Genomic DNA, 17,911 nt, shown 5'->3' with positions numbered 1-17,911 from the left:
AGCAAATTTAAATTAGGAATAACTTTTATAATTATCAGTATATTTTATCTTCTTTGCACATCAAGCACTAACACTACCCAAGCATCCAACACCACATTGACTACTAATAACCCAACTTTAGACAATATTCTTTATCCAAATGCGCATGCACCACAAGCCCCAGCTAATTTTAGTTTTTTAACGCAGCCTTCACCTATGTTACGAGATGCTGCCACAGATGGTAATAGTCATCCAGGATTATATATGTATCCTGATTTTCAATGGACAGATAGTGAAGCTCAAGCGAATGCTAACGATGGTAAAAATTATTTTACTGTTAATACGGAAGGTCAAACTAACGGCAATAAAACCGATTTTCAGTATTTAATTGATTCAAATGGTAAAAATCTTCAATCTACAAATACTTACACTGCTTATGTCAGTACCCCTTTGGCTTTTTTAGAAGCTGTTTATGATTTGCAAAATCCTGATTATGGCAATCGTGTTTCTCATATTAGCAAGGTTGTAATTAAGCAAGACTTAGACTTTTACGACACTTCTAATATTGATGGCAGTTTCGGCTTTGCCAATGGTTCCACGTATAGCTATAATTATGCACGCCACTTTAAATTCACTATTGACGGTCAAGGTCACACGATTAATTTTAGTTCTCATTGTATTGCTTTGTCTTCGCCCGGCGGTTTATACAAGGAAGATTGGAGTTTTAAAAATCTGCACACTTATGGAACCACTTATTGGGGACCTGTCGCTGGAAACAATGGCGTCGCCGATAATGCCGAAGCAGCTGACAATGGTACCGGTGATGCCACGATTGAAACCAACGGCGGCTTTACTCGCCTCACGTATGATAATTTTAGCTATTTAGGCTCGCAAGTCCATAACTCTGGTAGTGGGTCAGCCAACACAGAAATTATTATCAAAAATCGCGTTGATATGTCTTCAGTCGACCGTTATAAATATAAAGGAATCGAATATCAATGTGATGACAACGGTGATCAACAAATTTTTGAAGCCTCTAAAATTATTTTTGATCAAAACAGTGTCTTTACAGGTTATACCTATGACGGAATTGGCATTGCCCTCAATAACGCAGGAATCAATGATGTCCATAAAAGTAATAGTATCAAACTGGAGGATGGCGCCAAAGTTTATCTCTTCCCACACGGGGATGGTTCCGCCGAAAATGCTGGTAATTCCAAAGGCATGCCCTACGCGATCACCTCTTTAGGTGACAAATCTAAGATGGATTTATATGGTGATGCAGAATTAAATATTATTTCCAACGATGCGCCAGCTAAAGGGCAATATTATAATGGCACCAACAAATTGCGCCATAACTTAGAATTAGCTGGCGGATTATACGTTTCTGGTCAGTTTGATTTGAACTATCACAAAGACAACACCGGTTCGCCGACTATCCGGGTGCAAAGTAATGATCAAAGCACGATGGATTATGTGCACCCCGAAAATAATGTGATGGATCAAAATGGTAATTTAAATATTCCAGCGACGAATAATACAGCAACGGGTGATAAGAATGTCAATTATCAAGCCTATGGTGACGACTATGATTTTTCAACGGACGATTATGGCAAATATGTTTCATGTTTATCTACCAGTAATGGTGGTACCGGGACGGATGGCTCCACAACAACAACGGGGGCAACTTTAAATAGTAACCCCCTAATTTATCTAGGTAATAGTAGCAGTAATCAAAGTACCGCTACCATTGATAACGGGACTTTTGATGTCCAAGCCAACAACTTACATGATTTTGGGACCGGCTCACCTAACAGCACTTGGACGCCCTCCAATGGTTATATAATGTACATCGGTGGGGGTATGAACGTTTACGTTAAAAAAGATGGAATTTTTCGTTTACGAAACACCGGTGATAAACAAATCAACAACGGCATGAATTTGCTCCAAGCGGCAAAGGGATTACAGTTTAATATTTCTAACCCGAAAGAAGTTGATTTTGATCTAGGCACTAATAATAATCCGCAATCCAACTTAGTTTATATTGAAGGCGGTGACAAAAATAATCCCGGTGGTTACATCAACGTTGATAACAGTACCGTCAGCGCTAATGGTGATGCTAGCACTGTTAGTGGACCTAATGGTTCTATCGGTTCGGACAATAGCAAGAATGTGCAATTAAGTAATATCCCTATTCAAAAAATGCAAATTCCGTTTTCTTATTGGAGTACGCCTAACAATTTAGTCACCGATGGCACTGCTGCGATGTATGCCAAAAAAGAACCGCGCAAAGAATTAACAACTGGTTTAAATGCTATGAATAGTAAAGAATTCCATACTCTGCAATTTGGTAAGGTGGATAGTCCGGTGATTGATAATCAAACCACTGCCATTGTGCCCCACAAAAATAAAGATATTCACTTAACGGGGACCGTGACGCACTACGATGACGATACGAGTTTTGATCCAGATCCACCAATGATTCGGCTAACTCTCAAACGCGGTGACAAGTCGTACGATTTGGGTAGTACCACTAATCCTTCGCAAGCCTATGGGACTCAAAAAACAACCGCCAAAGAACTCCCTGTTACCCCGGATGTTTTAGGTGTAGGCGACAATCAACAACAAAACGGTTTACTAGCCACAGGTGGTGACGGCAACGTCGTCGAATCTGCCCCCCAATATCTATCTCCCGACAAAAAAGAAGTTCAAATAACGCCACAGAATGACACTGATAAAAAATATCCGACTTATACGTACGATATTAATTTACAGAAAGTTTTAGATGATTTGCCCAAAGATAATCCCATCGGGGACCTTTCTTCGAAAGACAAATTAGCCGTCAGTGCGGTCGCTAATTTTCAGCAAACACCTGAACAGCCGATTGATATTGTGAATCTGGTGCTCAAAACTGATAAAAAAGTCACCCAATATTTGACTGGTGACGATGTCAAAATTCCGATCAGTTATTTTGATGGTAATCCCAGCGCCCAAGAGCTCACACTCAACGGTACCGTCAAAGACGCCGGTCAAGATAAGACACTAACTAGTCCCAAACTGGCAATGCAGCATAATTCCGACCAAAGTGACAGTCACACCGACTGGTCTATCAGCGATATTACCAATAGTACGGATACGGATGACACCACCCATAAAATCAGTTTTTCCGGTCAAGACGATCTCACGCCCAGCAATCGTTATCCATTATTGGGCAATCCAGATCTAACTTATGAATATCAAGTTTTGCCGTATCCGAAATACATCGGAACCAAGAATTTTCAAAGTTCTGCCCAGCAAGCTGCAACAATTGGAGCTGGTCCACAGACGCTGGTCACTAAATTTACGCCCGTGGGGCACCATAATATGAGTCAAGTCCAGTTGCAACTGGGGGCTATTACTGACGGTGGGCAACTGAACGATCCAAATATCAAAATCACGGCCAGTTATCCTAATCCTGATACCATGAGCACTGACAAAACGTTGTCCAAAACAATCACTTTAATCACCAATGACGATAATCTCTATGATTTATCGGGCAAAAATTTCGCCTTTCCTGACGACAAGATTCCGGCGGATACCACTTTTAAAATCCAGCAAAGTGTTGATGTGAAAGGTCTGTCCAATCAAGATTATTTCCAAACTGATAGTGATGTATTATCAGCCGTTTTACCAGATGGTACTACCAAACAACTGGCCGCAACCCCAGCAGTTAAATATCTCATTACCGAACCCGATTTGCAATTGAAGGTGCCCAAAGCATTGAACTTTTCGAAACGACCTAATGATAAAAAGAGTTTGCTCTATCCTGATGCAGTAGACCAGTATGTCCAATTATTGAATAACGCTGACTATGATATGAATGATATCAACGTTTATGCTCAATATCAGGGTGATCCAAAGATTGCCAGTCGCTTATATTACCAGGTTAACGCCGCCGATCAAGTCAATCTCAATAATCCTGCTTTAATTTTCCAAGGCGCCCTTGCCAAAAAGAGTAGTAAAAATCTTAATACTCATCCTACGTCCAGCGACCCTAACGGCTTATTCTTAGATCTCAAAGATGATGGTTTACCTGAAGGCAAATATGATGGTACGATTACTTGGAGTGCAGTGAACAGTTTGAATTAAATTTTATGTACAAAAAAAGCTATGATTTCCGAATCTTAATAAATTCGGAGTTCATAGCTTTTTTATAAACGTGAAATATCAATTTTGATATTATTCGGTAAAACATCCTGTAAATCTTTTTGAAAATCAGTGATTGATTTTTTGAAAGTCATTTGAATATTTTGCCGATTAATTGTGGTAAAAATTGCAACGACCTGCGCTGGTGTATCTGGTAATTCAATCGGCACTAGGGTCACATGTTCTACCTTTTGATAACCCAACACGCCCGCAAAAAAACTATTCGTAATCAACCGCTTTTTACCTAAACCACCCGTGCCTTGCATTAGAGTCGTCGTCAAAAAGGCCGCAACCATCAGCACGTACCACCAAGAGTCACTAGGTAGCGATAAAATCCAGATTGCTAAAAAGACGGTTAAGACTAAACTCGAAATTTTGTATTTAGCAGGCACTACAATCTGTGCTTGCCAAAATAAGTTGAATAAAAAAGCTACTATAAAGAACAAATCAATCAAAATAAAGATCCAATCAGCCATCAAATTACCCCTAATTAATATAAATTTTATATAATGAAAGTAGCGTTAATATTTTAAAGGAGGTTTTACTTTGCAAATTCCTACACTAACAACCTACGATGGATTAATTTTACCACAAATCGGGTTCGGAACTTACAGTTTAAATGGAGCAAAAGGGGTTAATGTGCTGCAAAGCGCTTTAAGCACCGGTTATCGCCTGCTCGATACCGCATTCAACTATGAAAATGAAGGCGCAGTTGGTCAAAGTGTCAAACGCAGTGAAGTTGAACGTTCACAAATTATTATTTCATCCAAGCTGCCGGGACGACATCACCGCTATCAAGAAGCGCTGGATACGATCCAAGAATCTCTGTACCGCGCGGGATTGGATTATTATGACATTTATCTGATTCATTGGCCAAATCCCAAGGAAAATCTGTACGTGGAAGCTTGGCAAGCACTGATTACCGCCCAACAAATGGGATTAATTAAAACGATCGGCGTGTCCAACTTTTTGCCTGAACATATTGACCGCTTAGTTCAGGAAACAGGAGTCAAACCGGCCGTCAATCAAATTGAATTACACCCTTACTTCTCCCAGCCTGAATTACGTCAATACGATGCTAAAAATGACATTATTACTTCGGCTTGGAGTCCACTGGGACGCGCTAGTTCTGTCTTGCAAGATCCAATTTTACAAGGCATCGCGCAACAAGTCCATCGCAGCGTAGGGCAAGTGATTTTACGTTGGGAAGTGCAGTTAGGCGTGTTACCAATTCCAAAAGCAGCCCATCTCAAGCGCCAACAAGAAAATCTCGCTGTCTTTGATTTCAGCTTAAGTGATGCGCAAATGCAAACTATTACCAACTTGGATCGTGCAGATGGTCGCCTGCAGAATCAAGATCCGGCTGAATACGAAGAATTTTAGGGAATCAGCAAGCGAAGTAGAAAATATATTCTATTGAGCTCGTAAAAATGAATTATAGTTGTATGGCACCGAAAAAAGAACCCCTCAAGACTTCTTGAAAGGTTCTTTTTTGTAGATAGTTTTAGATTATTATTACATCAATAATCTTAAAGCGAATTACTATACGTCCACGTCATCGTGCCGCTGTAATTGCCTAGCGGTTTATCATTGGAATTCAAGCGAAAATGCTTATCCGACACATAACTCGTCAAATCACTAATACCTTGCGTGGTGAAACCACTCGTCGACAAATTACCGGCGATGCCATCAATTGATTGATATGAACCATAATCGTTAGGTCGATATTCAATCAGCGCGTTCCCCGAATCCGGCCGCAAGTAAGCATACGCACTGGTGCGCAAATCCTGATTATACTTCATTTGAATATAATATTGACCACTGCCCGAAGCCGAATAATGACTGAACTTCAACCGACCACTAGTCGTACTATAAAACGGACTGTCAAAGACGCATGGATTGTGCCCAAAATCAATCACCTCAGGCACACGCACAAAATAATCTAAATCCTTACGTTGCAACGTTGTACCACTAGACGCGCTCGGAATCGCCTGTCCATCACTGCGCGTCCCACTGACACTCACCGTATTATATGGTGCGGTGATCGTACTTTCGTGGTTAGCGCCCGGTTCACCGGCTACGGGATCTGCTTTAGCTTTGACATTATACGTCAAATCAAGCAAATCACCCGGACTGAAGTTACCACTGGTCTTAGTTACTGTAATCCTGCCGGTCACAGGATCGACTGACGCCGACGCCACCGAACTATCACCGTTGACCGTTACACTTGGCGCGCTATCTGAAAAATCCAATCCCGAATTACTGTTGCCAAAAGTTACGGGCGCCTTTAAAGCATATTCATTGTCACTATTCAACTGATACTGCGCATGATACGTCAAAGTATCGCCCGGCACATATTGCGCCGAACTGGCATAAACACTTGAATATCTCGTATTTTTAACCTCAGAAGTGAGTTTGGCATCATATGATGGCGTAATTGGTACTTTCAAGTCGGCGGAATCAGCTGTAACTGTCTGATGAGCACCAGTGGCATCTTTATTTTCACCTGAAAAATTAGTTTTGATTGTAGCATCACCCATCGGTGCATCATTGCTAACTGTCACTGGAATATTGATTGAAATTGAGTCATTAGGATTAGATAAATATGATCCATTTGAAATGATTTTTACTTGTCCAGTATTAGCGTCATATTCAGCAGATTCTGCAACTGTTCCCTCACTATATATTTGCTCCAGATCTGCCTTCGTCACAGATAAACCTTGTGGTAAATTCACATAAAAGGTTGTGGGTGTTAAACTGCCTCGACTATCATTATTATTAACCAGCTTAACCTGCAGATTAAGCTTATCTCCCTGATAATTAAAACGTGAAGAACGGGAATTACTGTAATTTTGAGTCAAGACAGGTTTGGCTTGTCCAGCCGTCTCCAACTCAATTTCAGTATTATAATGCTGCGTTTCCTGTGGGGCAATACTCTTCCATGGCCATAACAAGTAAAAACTTTTCATTACATTACCTGAATCTAAAACAGTACCTACAGAATAATTTTCCGCTTCCTGACCAACACAATTACTAAAAGTCGAACCCTGAAACAAATCGTTTATCTTGCCTAAATGTCCTGCAAAATAGCGATTGGGTCCATCAGAAACTTTAGTTCTAACGGTCAGATTCAAGTTATTGTTATCACCTAATAATGTGGTAAAACCTTGGTTATCACCCAATGCCTTGGCTGCAGATGAGCTATCCACACCGTAGTAATGATCATCTGTATCGAAATCTACACCATAACCATAAGTTGCTTTTGAAATATTCTTAACAAATAATTGAACATCAACCCCTGAAGTTGAACTTTTTGATGGTGTAATTAATTTTTCCACAACAAACGCGTTATTCGGAATATTACCACCAGTATAATTATTCGTCGTCGAATAATTCACCCATTTAATAGCCTTAATTTGACCAACTTTATCTTTAATTACATAATATTTTCCCATAGCGGCATCATGAGTGGCATCATGCAACGAAGACTCCCCAACATAATGTTTACCCTCTAGCATTGAAGAATGATTACTTAAATTATCATCTACAGCTAACAAATCATAGTTTAATTCCAGATCAAATTCTTGACCACTTGTTTGCGTATGAAGCAAACGAAATAAATTATCATAATAATATTCATTATTAGTATCCAGTGTTTGCTTTTCATTCATTTTGACACCACAAGAAAACCCATTTGCTAGTTGTAATTTAGCAACTATATCAGTAAAACCCGTGGGAACAGCTTGCTCCTGTTGAGTATATTCAGGTGTATTAAAACCATCGTCAATGAGTGTTGGAGTGATGGTCAAAGAAGTTGTTTTCTTGGCTTGCACATTATGTATCGAAACTAAAAAAAATAAACTAGCCAAAATTAATAGGAGTGAACCCCCCCCCCTAGGATTTTCTTATGGTTCCTATTAGTTCTAGCTAATCGTGATAAATGACAAAACATTTTAACATACTGCTCCTGTTTTTGTTGGTATTGACACTTGTAAAATTAATTTCAGTTTAATCGACTGATGCGACGTTTGCAAATGGTTGTCTAGCAATCTGATTAAATAATGCAAATTATTTTTAGCTCACTTGGGATTTTTAGAATGATATATTTAACAAAGTTTTCACATAAATATATTTTAACTAAAATCAATAATTTTTTGCACTAAAAAAAGCCTCAAAAAATATTTATATTTTTTTAAAGCTTCGATCAATTAGTTCTTTTTTTATCTCGAATTACCACCGCGGCTAATAATCCGAGCAAGGAAATACCCAAAAATACTAGAAAAACTAGATGAAACTGATTTTGTTTCCGAAAACTAGAAGTTGAACCACGTGCAGGCAAAGCCAACAACAAAGTAGCTAAAGTGACGCCAAACGAGCCCAAAGTTTGACGAAAAGTCGTGATGACCGCCGTTCCGTGGGCTAAATATTTCCCGGGCAATACATTGGCCCCCATTGTCACCGCGGGCATCATTACAAATGCGTTGCCACCTTCGATCAATGCCGCCAACAACAAGAGCCACCATAAATTAAGTTGATGATGCAATAACCATAACAATAACCAACCACCGCTAATCATCAACATACCCACGAACAAAATCGTTTTAAAACCGAAGTGATCTGCCAATTTGCCCGTTAACGGATTCAAGACACTCAAGACCACTGCCCCCGGCACAAGCGCTAAGCCGGACCAAAAAGCCGATAAATGCAAGATATTTTGATAATACAATGGGAAGATAATCGTGACCACAATGAGGGAAATATACGAAATTCCCGTTAATAAAATGGCTAAATCGAAATTGAAAGTTTGCATCACCCGTAATTGTAACATCGGCTGTTGAACCGTTAATTGCCGCCAAATAAAGACTCCTAAGCCCAAGCAGCTGACAGCTAACAGTTGTCCTAAAAACGGTGTGAATACCAATGTTTTCCCCCATTGCGTTAAGACGTACAACAAACCAATGAAACTAACCGATGATAGAGCTGAAAGCCAATCTAATTTGATCGGCGTCAAGGATAGCGGACTGGTAATCGTGCGCATTGCCACCAACAATACCACTGTAATGATTAATAAGAAGAGAATGAACACTCCCTGCCAACTGAAAAAACGCAAGACAATGCCGGAAATAATTGGTCCCACAGCGAGCGCTGACCCCATCACTAGGCCAGCCAAGCCCATCATTGTACCCCGTTCTTTATCGGCAGTGATTTTGAGCAGCACTGTTTGATAGGACGGAAACAACACGCCGACCGCGATAGCTTCCAGTACGCGCCCGAACATCATTAGAGCAAAGTTGGGCGCTACAATAATGAGCAAAGTCCCTACGTCAAAAATCGCCAACAGACTTAAGAATAATGATTTGAACGAAATATTAGCCAATAGCCACGGACTGACCGGAATCATCACTGTCATCACTAACATGAACCCTGTTGTCAGCCATTGAATGGACGACATTGGCAATCCAAAATAACGCATCAAAGTGGGATACGCCGTGGAGAGTGCTGATTGACTAATCGACATCGTAAATGTTCCCGCTAACAAAGTAATTACAAATGCCCAACGCAGCCTTTTTTTGGATAATTGTTTTGACAATTTGTTGACCTCCAGTTACTCCCATCCATCTTTTACGCCTATTATTCAGTGACTTGCAGAAAATAGCAAACAATAAGTTTTTTAAGTCAGCCTAATTTAAGGTTTAATTTTGGCAAAAGTAGGAGTATTATTGTCTTTTGGAAAACACTTAGGAGGAATTATAGTGGTTGAAAATACAAAGAAAAAACACCATTTAATTGAGTATGCCAATGGTCCTTCTTTGGAGGAAATCAACAGTACGGTTGAAGTTCCCAAAGGTAAAGGCTTCTGGCGCACATTATTTGCTTATTCAGGACCTGGCGCGTTAGTAGCCGTTGGTTATATGGATCCGGGCAATTGGTCAACATCAATTACTGGTGGACAGAACTTCCAGTACTTATTAATGTCCATTATCTTAATTTCAAGTTTAATTGCCATGTTGCTCCAATACATGGCAGCTAAACTTGGCATTGTGACACAAATGGACTTGGCACAGGCGATTCGAGCGCGGACGAGTAAATCTTTAGGTGTCATTTTATGGATTCTTACCGAGTTGGCGATCATGGCTACCGATATTGCTGAAGTTATCGGAGCCGCTATTGCATTGTATCTCTTGTTCAACATTCCTTTAGTCATCGCGGTCTTTATTACCGTCCTTGATGTTTTAGTCTTGTTATTGTTAACCAAAATTGGTTTCCGGAAGATTGAAGCAATTGTGGTCGCTTTAATCTTGGTTATCTTGGTAATTTTCGTTTATCAAGTGGCTTTATCTGATCCTGACTGGGGCGGTGTCTTAAAGGGGTTAGTCCCAACAGCGCAAGCTTTCTCCAGTCACCCTGTGGTTAATGGGATGAGTCCATTACAAGGAGCTTTGGGGATTATCGGGGCCACGGTTATGCCGCATAACTTATACTTGCATTCGTCAGTTTCCCAAACGCGGAAAATCAATCACGATAGTCAAGATGAAGTTGCTAACGCAGTTAAGTTCTCTGCTTGGGACTCCAACATTCAGTTAACATTTGCTTTCTTTGTGAATGCATTGTTACTCATCACTGGTGTTGCAGTCTTTAAGACAGGCGCTGTGAAAGATCCTTCATTCTTCGGTTTATATCAAGCTTTATCCGATACTTCTAAATTGAGTAACGGTATTTTAATTTCCGTTGCCAAGACAGGCGTTTTGTCAACGTTATTCGCTGTCGCTTTATTAGCTTCTGGTCAAAACTCCACGATTACCGGGACTTTAACTGGTCAGGTTATCATGGAAGGTTTCGTGCATATGAAGATGCCGCTATGGTTACGGCGCTTGGTTACGCGTGTTATCTCTGTCATCCCGGTTTTGGTTTGTGTATTAATGACTAGCGGTCAAAACAAAATTCAACAGCATGCTGCTTTGAACGATTTAATGAACAATTCTCAAGTTTTCCTAGCTTTCGCTTTACCATTCTCTATGCTGCCATTATTGATGTTTACCGACAGCAAAGTTGAAATGGGCGAACGTTTCAAGAACTCTTGGTGGGTCAAAATCCTCGGTTGGATCTCAGTAATTGGTTTGACTTTCTTGAACTTAAAAGGCTTGCCAGATTCTATTGCCGCCTTTTACGGATCTAACATCACGGCGGCGCAAACCACGCAAGCTAACATTATTGCTTGGGTTTTGATTATCTTAGTGCTAGCCTTATTATTCTGGACAATCATTGAGCTTTACAAAGGTAATAAACGTTATGAAGAAGCTCAGTTGAACAATCCTGAAGAATAAAATTTTGCCACACAAAAAGGAATGACTACAAAGGTCATTCCTTTTTTAATACTTAAGCTTAATTACTTTTCGGCTAATTGCTTATACAAGTCAACAATTTCTCCTGCCATATCCCGAAAAGTGATCGCATTCATAATATGGTCTTGCCCATGCACCATCAACAAAGTGACAGGTGTATGTTCACCACTAGCTTCTTGCGTCAACATACCGGTTTGGGCATTGTGTGCTTCACTCAAAAATTCATCAGACTGCTTCAATTTGGCAGCAGCTTGCTCAAAATCGCCAGTTTTAGCAGCTTTAATGGCTTCCACAGCTGCACCCTTGGCATTGCCACCATTCATAATCAGTCCCATGACTGTTTGTAAATTTTCTTCTTCGTCCATCAATTTATCCTTTACTATTGAATTAAGCTCAACGCTTCGTCTAATACTTTGGGACCGTTCATCATACCGTAGTCTTGCATATTGATGACTTCTACCGGAATGTTCACCCGGCCTTTAAAATCATCCAACATATAACTAACTTGCGGTCCTAACATTAAAACATCAGGTTGCTCCGTTTCAATTTTGGCATCCGCATCTGCTGCTGCTGTCGCAAAAATTTTGGCCTCAATGCCCTTTTCTTCGGCGGCTTTTTGCATTTTGCTGACTAATAAACTGGTCGACATGCCTGCGGCACACACCAACATAATGGTTTTTTCACTCATAATTGAACTCCTTAAAATTTTATTCAAAAATCACATAACTATATTAAACCACTAATTCTCGTCGGATGCGCTATTTTTTACATTGAATGAATAACTTTTTAATTTGACAGGAGCATTCTAATTTATTTACTTTTAAGCGGTTGCAAAAGTTTGGCATTAGGCTAAACTAAAGCTAGCGTCAATCTCAATTTTTATCCACAGAAAAGGAGTTTTTACATGACTAAAAGGCAATTAGGCCTCTCAATTTATCCCGATCATAGTAATTTCGAAGCTGATCGCAAATATTTGGAATTAGGTCACAAATACGGCTACTCGCGGATTTTTATGAGTATGCTGGAAGTCTCTGGTTCACCTGAACAAACCAAAGCCAAGTTTCGAAAAATTATTGATGTTGGTAACGATCTAGGTTATCAAACCATCATTGATGTCGCACCCAAAATTTTTGATGATCTGCATATTTCTTATAACGATTTATCATTTTTCCATGAATTACATGCAGCTGGGATCCGTTTAGATCAAGCATTTGACGGAGCCACCGAAGCGATGCTGTCATATAATCCGGATGGCTTAATCGTGGAATTAAACATGAGTAACAATGTCGATTATTTAAACAATATTTTGAGTTATCAAGCCAATGAACCTTTCATTTACGGCTGTCATAATTTTTATCCGCAAGTTGGGACCGGCTTACCGTATGACTTTTTCGTAAAATGCAGTCAGCGCTTCAAGCAAGCAGGCATTCATACTGCCGCGTTCGTGGCTAGCCAAGTAGGCAATCAAGGTCCATGGAATGTCAATGACGGCTTGCCGACGCTTGAAGAAGACCGGCGGTTACCAATTGCAGTTCAAGCTAAACATTTATTTGCTTCTAATTTAATTGATGACGTCATTATCGGCAATGCTTACGCCAGTGAAGCCGAACTAGCAGATTTGGCAAACACCAATCGATATCAATTAGAGTTTACCTTAGATTTAAATGACCAACTCAACGAGGTAGAACAAGACATTCTCTTTAAACCGCAACATTTCCGCCGCGGTGACGTGAATCGCTTGGTCGTACGGTCTACGATGCCGCGCGTGACTTACAAAGCTGTGGCCAATCAACCGCATGACAACCACGAAACTTTCCAACGTGGTGATGTCTTAATTGGTAATGACGATTTTGGTATCTATAAGAATGAATTACAAATTGTGCTAGAGCCGCATCAAGATCAACGTAAAAATAAAGTTGGTCGCATCAAACCCGAAGAATTATTCTTGTTAGATTTTATTAAACCTTGGACAAAATTCAAATTAAATCATTAACCTAAAAAGACCAATCGCCTGTGAAGTGCACCTCAAAATGAAGCCAATTTTGGAGGTGCATTTTTTATGGCCAAATTAATCGACTACGTCAATACCGCGAAAATCAACATCACTACAAAAGTAGGAACAAAATAAATGAACAAAAAAATTAATTTCTACGAAGTACGGGAAACAAACAGAGAAAATTTCAGAGACTTACTTTTACTGGGAGATGAAGATAGTCTTGAGGTTAATAAATATATAAATAATGGACAATTGTTTGCCGCAGAAATAGAGTCTAGAGTGGTCGCGATTGCGTTAGTTATGAAGCTAAATCAACACACTTTAGAGCTGAAAAATATTGCCGTACTACCGGAATACCAAAAATTAGGAATAGGTCGTAAAATGATTTCATTTATAGAAAATTTTGCGATTAAAGAAACGACTGAATTTGTTGTTGGTACTGGAGATGCAGATATTCAAAATATCCTTTTTTATTTAAGAAATGGATTTAGATTTGATAAAATAAAAATTTTTTTTTTGCGCATTATCAAAAAAAGATTTTATCGAATGGTATCTCTACCTAAAAGATATGGTCATGTTGAAAAAGGAAATAACTAAAAAATAAAAGATTGACGCCGATAGAATATCGACAATCAATCCGGTTGGCATTTTTTTTACTGACGTTCACGGTGCAATCAATTGGCTCAAATCTGAGACTTTGATCCCAGTAAAATATTGATCTAAGTCAATATCTTGCAACTTTTGCGTCAAATGTTCAGCATCATAAATGGTCCCTTGCAACTGCCGTTCCAGCCTTTCAACATCTTTGGTACCGAAGAAATCACCATAAAATTTAATTTGGGCAATTTTGCCATGTTCGATGGACAGGCGCGCATCAATTGTTCCCATATCAAAATGCTGCCGCTTTTTGACCGTAAATTCTGGCGAACGACCATACACCCAATCCCAATTCGAATACAACTCCTGATTCAGTTGTGCAATGCCTTGTTGATCATCTGGGGTCAGGTGATATTCCTTATCTTTGATCTCTGCCAAATCCTGAGCTTCAAATAGACTCAACAGCAGCGCATCACGAAATTCATCAATCGTTAAATTTTGATATTGCGGCGCTAAATATGGTTTAAGATTGGTCACCCGACTGCGAATTGATTTAATCCCTTTCGACGCAATTTTATCTGGCGCAACTTTTAAAGCTTGGCTCAAAACGTCCAAATTCACATCATAGGTCAAAGTTCCATGAGAAAAAGTTTTACCATTTTTGGTATACATCGCGTTGCCCGAGAACTTTTTACCGTCAATTAAAATATCATTGCGCCCTGAAACTGCCGCCCCTGTGGCCCCCATTCGGTGTAGTGCTTCCACAATCGGCTGCGTCATTTTCTTAAAATCGCCAAAGCGCTCATCTTGGGCGTTGATCACAAAACTAAACGACACATTACCTAAATCATCATAAACGGCACCGCCACCAGAAACGCGTCGCGTCACAGTAATCTGATGTTTCTTGACATAATCCAAATTCAGCTCTTCCAAAGTATTCTGATTACGTCCGACGATGATGCAAGGTTTTTGAATATAAAACAAAACCAGCGGCTCATCAAAATCTTTGTTGTTCATTAAATACTGTTCTGTCGCCAAATTAATCCGAATATCACGTTCAGGCATACAAAAATAATACAAACAACCCACTCCCTTTCAACATTTTTTTCTATGGTGTCACCAATTCAATCAAATCCTCTGCCCGTACACCTGTAAAATACTGATTCAAATCCATAGCCTGCAGTTTTTGTGCTAAGTGATCGTAATCATAAATCGTACCTTGTAATTGCTGCTCTAATTCTCCAACATTTTGCGTCCCAAAGAAATCACCATAAAATTTGGCTTGAGCAATTTTGCCATGTTCAATTAAAAAGCGGGCGTCAATCGTTCCCATATCAAAATGTTTGCGATTTTTCACCGTGAATTCGGGCGATTTACCATAAACCCAATCCCAATTGTAATAAATATCTTGTTTTAACTGCTCAATCGCTTTTTGATCTTCAGCAGTGATGTGGTATTCATGATCTTTAATCTGGGATAAATCATTAGCTTGAAATAAACTCAACAACAAAACGTCCCGAAACTGTTCGGTCGTTAATTGCTGATATTGTTGATCCAAATAAGGTCGAATATTCGTGACGCGACTGCGAATTGATTTAATCCCCTTCGACGCAATTTTATCTTTTTGCACATGCAAGGCTTTAGTCAAAACATCTAAATCCACATTATAAGACAAAGTACCATGCGAGAATGTCTTGCCATTCTTGGTGTACATTGCATTGCCCGAAAACTTCTTACCATCAATCAAAATATCATTGCGCCCTGAAACCTCAGCGCCCGTAGCTCCTAAACGATGTAATGCATCTACAATCGGTTGGGTGATCTTTTTGAAATTGCCAAACTCTTCATCTTGGGCATCCACCACAAAGCTAAAACAAAGATTACCCAAATCTTGATAGACGGCACCACCCCCGGATAATCGTCGCGTCACAGTAATTTGATGTTCGCGCACATAATCATTATTTAATTCTTCCAACGTATTTTGATTGCGTCCGACAATAATGCACGGTCCTTCAATATAAAAGAGAACCAGCGGTTCATCAAAGTTTTTATTATTCATTAGATACTGTTCTGTCGCCAAATTATCACGGATATCATGCGATTGCATTACAACATAGTACACATTAAAAGCCACCTTTCTATTTTGAAACGTTTCCAAAAATATTATAATAAAAAATGGTGAATTTAACCACCATCATTTTAAGCGCCAATTAATAATTTTGGGTAGTACGCGTTTCAAAAGTAGCATAATAATTATGACAAAAACCAAGGTGACAATCGCACTGCCGCCATTCACCAATAATGACCAAGTCCACGGATTAAACGCCTTGGGCGCGTAGGAACCCCAGACCAATACCCCTGCAAAAAAATGAATCAAATATTTGCCAAATAAAGCGACCAAACTACTAATGATCACCAAACTGCCAATCGACAAATGCTCGTCCAGTTTCGTTTTGATCGCTTTGGACCAAATACCGGCCAAACCCAACAAACCAAACGCTACCGGATATTCCAAAATTCCCTGCCACGCGTTTAACACCGAACCGCTGCTGAGTCCCCGCAAAATCAAATCCAATAAACCCCATGCAATACCCGCAATAACGCCAGCTTTGAAACCACGGCGCCATGAATATAAAAATAGCGGCACCACTCCATACAAAACTTCAATGGATGAAATCCCCACACTATGCGGAATATAGGACAAAACCATCGCTAAAGCAACAATGATTGCACCTTCAGTAATCGACTGCAAACTATTTTTCTTCATCAAAAAAGCACTCCTTTGCTTTCTGCCACGCAAAGAGAGTGCTTTATCTGCACTCATCACAATCCCTACGCTTGCACTAACAAACAGGTTCCAAGGGTCTGAACTCAATCACTCTCAGCTAATAGCTCCCCTTTGCGATGACAATTATTTAATTAGTTTCAGTGTAATTTAAAAGAGTCCTTTATACAAGTCTTTTGGGATAATCCGTCTGAACCAATTTTTAATTAAACTACAATTTTAAGCATCAAAAAAGACCTGCAAACTTTCATCCAAAAGTTTACAAGTCTTTTATTTTATTCCATTAATTATTTTGCAACTGCTTTTTTAATTAATTGTAATTGAAATTCTTGACCATACTGCTTTGTCAAAGCTGTTAATTTAACCTTATTAGTAGCTAAACTTGGATCTTTTTTCATATCCGCAGCTAATTTTTGTTTCACATAATCTTGAGCTTGCGCCTTAACTTGCGCTTGCCCAGCAGGCGTCTTCATTTGCTTCATTTTTTTGGATAATTGCTTAACTTGACTCATGGACAAGTGCAACCAATTATTTGGCACATAGAACGTATTCACCCGTTTAACGAGCTTACCATCCATGCCGGAAACACCAAACCAAATCTTGGCCGCATTCGAATCAAAGCGCCAACGTGTAGTCGTTGCTTTCAACGAACCATGCTTCTTCGTTGTAGCTTTAATATGATTATTGGAAATCGTTTCTTCATTAACTTGCGAATGCACAGGCTTTTTCTGATTAGGATCAGTTTTATAAACTTGCACTGTTTCTTTACCGTTGCTGCCAACCGTTTTGTACAACATCAAGTTCATGCCATTAGCCGACTTAGCAGGATAAATCCGCGTTGTTTTACTTTCACTAACTTGATGCATGCCGTAATGATTATAATCATTCAAAACTAAAAAGAGTAAGGATAACCCGAGAATCAATAACGACAAAATCGTCGCAGTAGCGCGAATAATTGGTTTGCGCAAATAAACAAAACTAATAAAGGTGGCAAGTGCGCCGAGAATTAAAATTACTAAAATCATA

Annotated in this window: 14 protein-coding genes and 1 riboswitch; of the genes, 5 read left to right on the top strand and 9 right to left on the bottom strand. The window is 39.5% G+C overall.

Features of this window, described 5'->3' with window-relative positions; translation table 11 throughout:
- The first annotated feature begins 96 nt into the window (after positions 1 to 96).
- Complete coding sequence (locus tag MOO45_RS00490) at positions 97 to 4,107, top strand: pectate lyase-like adhesive domain-containing protein (RefSeq protein ID WP_249514477.1); 4,011 nt, start codon at positions 97 to 99, stop codon at positions 4,105 to 4,107.
- A gap of 62 nt (positions 4,108 to 4,169) precedes the next feature.
- On the opposite strand, the gene MOO45_RS00485 is transcribed toward MOO45_RS00490, so the two are convergent.
- Positions 4,170 to 4,640: a hypothetical protein gene (locus MOO45_RS00485; RefSeq protein ID WP_249514476.1), complete on the bottom strand. Its 471-nt coding sequence runs from the start codon at positions 4,638 to 4,640 to the stop codon at positions 4,170 to 4,172.
- A 76-nt stretch (positions 4,641 to 4,716) separates the two neighbouring features.
- On the opposite strand from MOO45_RS00485, the gene MOO45_RS00480 reads away from it, so the two are divergent.
- Entirely contained in the window at positions 4,717 to 5,547 is an 831-nt protein-coding gene (locus tag MOO45_RS00480) for an aldo/keto reductase (RefSeq protein WP_396022418.1), read from the top strand.
- A 146-nt stretch (positions 5,548 to 5,693) separates the two neighbouring features.
- Here the strand turns inward: MOO45_RS00480 and MOO45_RS00475 are convergent, their stop codons facing one another.
- Both MOO45_RS00475 and MOO45_RS00470 read right to left on the bottom strand, forming a co-directional pair.
- Complete coding sequence (locus tag MOO45_RS00475; RefSeq protein WP_249514474.1) at positions 5,694 to 7,997, bottom strand: hypothetical protein; 2,304 nt, start codon at positions 7,995 to 7,997, stop codon at positions 5,694 to 5,696.
- Between the two features lie 371 nt (positions 7,998 to 8,368).
- Positions 8,369 to 9,682, bottom strand: coding sequence for an MFS transporter (locus tag MOO45_RS00470; RefSeq protein WP_249515111.1), 1,314 nt, complete (start codon positions 9,680 to 9,682; stop codon positions 8,369 to 8,371).
- Positions 9,683 to 9,917: 235 nt separating this feature from the next.
- Between MOO45_RS00470 and MOO45_RS00465 the strand changes: the two genes are divergently transcribed.
- A complete protein-coding gene (locus MOO45_RS00465; protein WP_249514473.1) occupies positions 9,918 to 11,489 on the top strand; it encodes an Nramp family divalent metal transporter in 1,572 nt (523 codons plus the stop codon).
- A 62-nt stretch (positions 11,490 to 11,551) separates the two neighbouring features.
- Here the strand turns inward: MOO45_RS00465 and MOO45_RS00460 are convergent, their stop codons facing one another.
- Together MOO45_RS00460 and MOO45_RS00455 are read right to left on the bottom strand one after the other, a co-directional pair.
- Positions 11,552 to 11,872: a PTS lactose/cellobiose transporter subunit IIA gene (locus MOO45_RS00460; protein ID WP_249514472.1), complete on the bottom strand. Its 321-nt coding sequence runs from the start codon at positions 11,870 to 11,872 to the stop codon at positions 11,552 to 11,554.
- Positions 11,873 to 11,886: 14 nt separating this feature from the next.
- Positions 11,887 to 12,195 (bottom strand): PTS sugar transporter subunit IIB, encoded by a 309-nt coding sequence (locus MOO45_RS00455; RefSeq protein WP_249514471.1) that lies wholly within the window; start codon positions 12,193 to 12,195, stop codon positions 11,887 to 11,889.
- A gap of 216 nt (positions 12,196 to 12,411) precedes the next feature.
- Between MOO45_RS00455 and MOO45_RS00450 the strand changes: the two genes are divergently transcribed.
- Both MOO45_RS00450 and MOO45_RS00445 read left to right on the top strand, forming a co-directional pair.
- Positions 12,412 to 13,500, top strand: coding sequence for a DUF871 domain-containing protein (locus MOO45_RS00450; RefSeq protein WP_249514470.1), 1,089 nt, complete (start codon positions 12,412 to 12,414; stop codon positions 13,498 to 13,500).
- A 135-nt stretch (positions 13,501 to 13,635) separates the two neighbouring features.
- Positions 13,636 to 14,100, top strand: coding sequence for a GNAT family N-acetyltransferase (locus MOO45_RS00445; protein WP_249514469.1), 465 nt, complete (start codon positions 13,636 to 13,638; stop codon positions 14,098 to 14,100).
- A 66-nt stretch (positions 14,101 to 14,166) separates the two neighbouring features.
- Here the strand turns inward: MOO45_RS00445 and MOO45_RS00440 are convergent, their stop codons facing one another.
- From MOO45_RS00440 to MOO45_RS00425, 4 genes are all read right to left on the bottom strand, one after another.
- The gene (locus tag MOO45_RS00440) at positions 14,167 to 15,180 is read right to left on the bottom strand and encodes a lipoate--protein ligase (RefSeq protein ID WP_317619036.1); all 1,014 of its coding nucleotides are present in this window, start codon (positions 15,178 to 15,180) and stop codon (positions 14,167 to 14,169) included.
- A gap of 28 nt (positions 15,181 to 15,208) precedes the next feature.
- Complete coding sequence (locus MOO45_RS00435) at positions 15,209 to 16,222, bottom strand: lipoate--protein ligase (RefSeq protein ID WP_249514468.1); 1,014 nt, start codon at positions 16,220 to 16,222, stop codon at positions 15,209 to 15,211.
- A 72-nt stretch (positions 16,223 to 16,294) separates the two neighbouring features.
- Positions 16,295 to 16,867, bottom strand: a complete 573-nt coding sequence (gene thiT, locus MOO45_RS00430) for an energy-coupled thiamine transporter ThiT (protein ID WP_249514467.1) — start codon at positions 16,865 to 16,867, stop codon at positions 16,295 to 16,297.
- A gap of 45 nt (positions 16,868 to 16,912) precedes the next feature.
- Positions 16,913 to 17,009: riboswitch (TPP riboswitch) on the bottom strand.
- A gap of 163 nt (positions 17,010 to 17,172) precedes the next feature.
- A complete protein-coding gene (locus MOO45_RS00425; RefSeq protein ID WP_249514466.1) occupies positions 17,173 to 17,910 on the bottom strand; it encodes a DUF4811 domain-containing protein in 738 nt (245 codons plus the stop codon).
- Between the last annotated feature and the right edge of the window lies 1 nt (position 17,911).

The organism is Bombilactobacillus folatiphilus (assembly GCF_023380265.1).
GTDB classification, from domain to species: domain Bacteria; phylum Bacillota; class Bacilli; order Lactobacillales; family Lactobacillaceae; genus Bombilactobacillus; species Bombilactobacillus folatiphilus.
This window is presented reverse-complemented; position numbering and strand designations above follow the sequence as displayed.